We start from the raw sequence: 5,792 nt of genomic DNA, 5'->3' as shown, positions 1-5,792 counted from the left end.
CATACGCCAACTGATCCGGACGGACGATGACGGCGGGCGACTCGACGGGCATGGTGGCCAGGCCGGCGCGGACGGCCGGGTCGTCCAGCACAACCGTGCGCAGTCGGCCCACCGGCAGGTCGTCGATGATGTCCTCGGTGCCCACGAGCACCGTCGCCCGGCTGTCGGCCAGCATGAAAGCCAGCCGCTCGGCCGGGTACTCGGGGTCGAGGGGCAGAAACGCGCCCCCGGCCTGCCACACCGCCAGCACGGCCACCACCATGTCCACACCACGCGGCAGGCAGAGCCCGACCAGGGTGTCTGGGCCGACGCCCGCACCGTGGAGATAGTGGGCCAGTCGGTTGGCCCGAGCCAGCAACTCGCCGTAGGTCAGCGATTCCTCACCGCACACGACGGCCGTCGCCCGCGGAGCCTCGACCGCACGGGCGGCGATCAGCTCGTGCACACCGCCCACCTCGGGCAGCGGCCGCGACGTGTCGTTCCAGCCGTGCAGCAGCAGGTCTTCCTCGTCCGTGCTCAGCAGGCGCAGGTCGCCGACGCTCTGACCGGGGTCGGTCGTCACGGCGTCCAGCACGGCCACCAGGTGCCGCGCCATCCGCTGCACGGTCGACGCCTCGAACAGTGCGGTGCCGTACTCGATGACTCCGGTCAGCTGCCGGCCGTCGTCAGTGAGCATCAGCCTCAGGTCGAACTTGGCGACCACGTCCTCCTGCACCGTGCCGACGGACAGCCCGTCGGAGGCTTCGGAGCCATCGGAGGCTCCGGAGCCGTCCGGGCGACCCCGGCGGCCGGCGTCGGCCCCGGACTCCGTGAAGTAGTTGAAGAGCACCTGGAACAGGGGGCTGCGGGACCGGTCCCGCTCGGTGACAAGCGCGTCCACCAACTGCTCGAAGGGGAGGTCCTGATGGGCGTAGGCGTCCAGAGCGGTGTCGCGGACCCGGGCGAGGAGGTCGTCGAAAGAGGGGTCGCCTGACAGGTCGGCCCGCATCACCAGGGTGTTGATGAAGAAGCCGATCAACTGCTCGGTCTCGGTACGGTTCCGGTTCGCGACCGGAGTGCCGACGACCACGTCCTCCGTGCCCGCGTACCGGCCGAGCAGGACGTCGAACGCGGCGAGCAGGGTCATGAACATGGTCGTTCCGCGGCGGCGGGACAACGCGCGCAGCGCGTCGGTGGTCCGTTCGGGCACCGCGAAGCGGATCGCCGCACCAGCCGGTGACCACACGGCAGGACGCATCCGGTCGGTGGGCAGTTCCAGCACCGGCGCTCCGGCCAACTGCTCCCGCCAGTAGGCGAGCTGCCCCTCCAGCACCTCGCCCTCCAGCCACTGGCGCTGCCAGAGGGCGAAGTCGGCGTACTGCACCGGAAGCGGTGGCAGCGGGTCCGGGCGACCGGCGCGGAACGCCTCGTACAACGCGGACAGCTCGCGCCGGAAGACCTGCTTGGACCACTCGTCGAACACCACGTGGTGCATCGACAGCGCCAGTACGTGCTCGTCGGGAGCCAGCCGGATGAGGAAGGCGCGGATCAGCGGGCCGTCCGACAAGCTGAACGGCAGGGCCGCGTCCGCGGACATCAGCGCCCAGGCCGCGGCCCCGCGGTCGGCCGCGGCGGACACGTCGGCCAGCGGCAGCGCGCCGGGCGTGGGGCGGTCGATCACCTGGTGCGGCACGCCGTCGGGGCCGGCCACCAGGCGGGTCCGCAGCACCTCGTGGCGCGCCACGACCCCGTCGAGCGCAGCGCTCAGCGCGGCCACGTCGAGCGGCCCGCCCAGCCGTACCGGCATCGGCACGTTGTACTCGGTGGAGCCGGGATCCAGCTGATCCAGGAACCACAGGCGCTGCTGCGCGAACGACAGCGGCAGGCGCTGGGTGCGGTCCGCCGCCGTGATGGCGGGCGCATGACCGGTGTCACGGGCGGAACGGCGCTCGGCCACCAGGTCCCGGATCTCGTCACGGCACTCACGAAGCCGATTCCGCAGTTCCTCCGTGAGGACGCCCTTGGGTGCGAACACCCGCAGTCGGCCGTCGGTGAGGGCGAAGCGCACGCCTCGGCCCTCGAGCTCCGCCAGAACCTCCGCAGGGGAGTTGCTCATGAGGGAATCCCGTTCTCGTCAGACTGTGCGCCCTGCGCGTAGGCGTCCAGGTTCTGGAGCACTTCGGCCTCTGACATGTGCTCGATCTCGTACCAGATCCGCTCCTCGACCACCTCGGCCAGACCGCGCACGGTCGGCTGGTCGAACAGCGCGGACAGGGGAATGTCGAGTTCGAAGATCTCCCGGATGCGGGAGATCACCTGGGTGGCGAGCAGCGAGTGCCCGCCCAGTTCGAAGAAGTTGTCCGTGGCCCCGACCCGCTCGCTCCCGAGCAGTTGCGCCCAGAGCCTGGCCAGCGCCTCCTCGGCATCGCCCGACGGCGCCACGAACTCGTCCAGCCCGGCCCGCCCGCCGTCGGGGGCGGGGAGCGCGGCGCGGTCGAGCTTGCCGTTGGGGGTGAGCGGCAGGGTGGCGAGTTCGGTGAACACGGACGGGATCATGAAGGCGGGCAGGTGAGCTGCCGCGTGGGCGCGCAGGTCGGTGACGAGCGGGATGCCTGTCGTGGGGTCGTCGGGGACGAGGTAGGCGGCGAGCCGGCGGTCGTCCTCAGCGCCGAAGGGGAGCACGACGGCGGAACGGACCTGGGAGTGCGCGGTGAGGACGGCCTCGATCTCACCGGGCTCGATACGGAAGCCGCGGACCTTGACCTGCTGATCCGCCCGGCCCACGAAGTCCAACTGCCCGCTGGGGAGCCAGCGCGCCCGGTCACCCGAGCGGTACATGCGCGAATCGTCGGCCGCGAACGGGTCTGGGAGGAAGCGCTCGGCAGTCAGAGCGGGGCGGCCGGCATAGCCACGGGCCACCTGCGGACCCGCGATGAACACCTCACCCGCCACACCCACCGGGACCGGTTCCAGCCGGTCGTCGAGCACATACAGACGGGCGTTCGCGACCGGAGAGCCGATGGGAGGAAGCCCCTGCCCGTCGACCGGGCCAGCGGTGACCATGACGGTCGACTCGGTGGGGCCGTAGGTGTTGACCAGGCGACGGCCCGGCGCCCAGGCCCGCGCGACCTGCTCGGTCAGCCGCTCCGCACCGAGCAGGAGGGTTTTGATCCCGGGCACCTGCTGCGGATCCAGCACACCGAGCAGGGACGGCACGACGCTCGCCGCGCTGACACCCTCCGCCCCGATCATGGCGGTCAGCGCCTCCGGCTCACCCCGCTCCTCCGCTGTCGCCACCACCAGCGTGCCGCCACGGGCCAACGTCACGGCGACATCCAGCACCGCCGCGTCGAAACTGAACGACGCGAACTGCAACACCCTCGTGCCCGGCCCCGCACCCAGCTCCGGGCCCAGCGCGGTCACCATGCCGACGACGCCGCCGTGCGAGACCTGCACACCCTTCGGCTTGCCTGTGGACCCTGACGTGTAGATCACATACGCCAACTGGCCTGGTGTTACGACGATGTCCGGCGCCGTCGACGGCAGGTCAGCCGTCTGCGCGAGATCTCCTTCGCGGAGTACGACCTGCGCCCCGCTGTCGGCGACCATGAACTCCCGCCGCTCCGCCGGATACTCGGGATCCAACGGCAGATACGCACCACCCGCCAGCCACACCCCCACCACGGCCACGACCATGTCGACACCACGCGGCAGACACAGCCCGACGACCGACTCCGCCCCGACACCCCGGCCCCGCAGCACATGCGCCAGCCGACCGGCCCGCTGGAGCAGCCCGGCATAAGTCAGGACCCGACCACCGGACACCACAGCCACCGCATCCGGAGTATCGGCCGCGCGAGCGACGATCAGCTCATGCACCCCACCCACCGACGGAAGCGGAACCGGCGTGCCACTCCACCCCGACACCACCTGCTCACGCTCGTCACCGGACAGCACGGGCAGCTCACCCACCCGCCGCTGCCCCGCGTCCTCCGCCACCGCCTCCAGCAGCCACACCAGATGACCCGACAACCGCTCCACGGTCCCCGCGTCGAACAGCGCCGTGCTGTACTCGATCTCCCCTTCCAGCCCGCCACGGGTGTCTCCCATGGCCACCGCCAGGTCGAAGTTCACCGACGGTGCCGCGAGCACGTCCAGTCGGGAGGCGGTCTCGTCAGCGTCCTCGCGGTCCTCGGGGCCCTGGGGGGTGTAGTTGAAGAACACCTGGAACAGCGGGCTGCGGGACCGGTCCCGCTCGGTCACGAGCGCGTCCACCAACTGCTCGAAGGGCAGGTCCTGGTGGGCATAGGCAGCGAGTGCCGTCTTCCGCACCCTTCCCAGCAGTTCGCGGAACGTGGGGTCGCCGGAGAGGTCCGTCCGCATCACCAACGTGTTGACGAAGAACCCGATCAGGTCCTCGGTCTCGGCACGGTTGCGGTTCGCCACCGGCGTGCCGACGACCACGTCCTCCGACCCCGTGTACCGGCCCAGCAGCACGCTGAACGCGGCCAGCAGGGTCATCTGCAACGTCACGCCGTTCTTGCGTGACAGCGTCCGCAAGGCGTCCGCGGTCTGCTCGGGCACGGCGAAACCGACTGCCGCTCCCTCCGAGGAACGCACGGGTGGGCGAGGACGGTCGGTGGGCAGCTCCAGCACCGGCAGGTCCGCCAACTGCTGTTGCCAGTAAGCCAGGTGCTCGTTCATGACGTCCCCGTCGAGCCACTGCCGTTGCCAGACCGCGAAGTCGGCGTACTGCACCGGAAGCGGCGGCAACGGGTCGGGGTCGCCGGCGCGCAGGGCGTCGTACAGGGTGGAGAGTTCGTGGCGGAAGACGCGTACGGACCACTCGTCGAAGGCCACATGGTGGACGGCGACGGCGAGCACGTGCTCGCGGGGGGCCAGCCGGATCAGGGTGGCGCGGATCAGTGGTCCGGAGGCGAGGTCGAACGAGGTCATGACGTCAGCCGTCACCAGCTTGCGCGCGGCCGCGACGGGGTCGCGGTCGCCGGAGACGTCGGCAACCGGCAGGGGGAAGGGCGCTGGTTCGTCGATGACCTGGTACGCCACCCCGTCCGGGCCGCCGGCCACCAGCCTGGTCCGCAGCACCTCGTGCCGCGCCACGACCGCGCTCAGCGCCGCGGCCAGGGCCAGGACGTCCAGATCGCCGTCCGTCCAGCGCACGAGCAGCGGCACGTTGTACTCGACGGACCCGGGGTCCAGTTGGTCGAGGAACCACAGGCGCTGTTGGGCGAACGACAGTGGCAGGGCCTGTTCGCGATCCGCCGCGGTGACCGGCGGCACGCTGGTTCCGTGGGTCGAGGCGTCGACCGCGGCCGCCAAGTCCCGCACCGTGGGCTGCTCGAACACCGTCGACAGGGCCAGCTCGACGCCGAACACGGTGCGTACTCGGGATGCCACGCGGGTGGCGAGCAGTGAGTGACCGCCGAGTTCGAAGAAGTTGTCCTCGACGCCGACGCGGTCCACGCCGAGCACCTGGGCCCAGATCCCGGCGAGGAGTTCCTCGGTCGCGGTCGCCGGCGCCAGGAAGCCGTCGAGCACGGGCCGCAGGCCGTCCGGGGCCGGCAGGCGGCCGCGGTCGACCTTGCCGTTCGGGGTCAACGGCAGCGCGTCGAGTTCCACGAAGACCGAGGGGACCATGAAGGCGGGCAGTCGGCCACTGAGATAGTCGCGCAGGTCGCCGGCCGACGGCATGCCCTGGGCCGGGTCGGTGAGGACGAGGTGGGCGACGAGACGCCGGTCCGTCTCCTCCCCCGTTGCCGTCACCACGGCGGTGCGGATGCGGGGATGGGTGG

2 protein-coding genes are annotated in these 5,792 nt (G+C 71.1%); both read right to left on the bottom strand.

What is annotated here, in order from left to right:
• The coding region (locus AAW13_RS02385) for a condensation domain-containing protein (RefSeq protein ID WP_143144974.1) at window positions 1-2,095 on the bottom strand (2,095 nt) is incomplete at its 3' end.
• Window positions 2,092-5,792 (bottom strand): non-ribosomal peptide synthetase (locus AAW13_RS02380; protein ID WP_143144973.1); only part of this gene is annotated, 3,701 nt, incomplete at its 5' end. The genes AAW13_RS02380 and AAW13_RS02385, both read right to left, overlap by 4 nt.

The organism is Streptomyces humi (assembly GCF_001005085.2).
Classification (GTDB): Bacteria; Actinomycetota; Actinomycetes; order Streptomycetales; family Streptomycetaceae; genus Streptomyces; species Streptomyces humi.
Note: the sequence above shows the minus strand (reverse complement) of the source record. Positions and strands in the feature narration are given on the sequence as shown.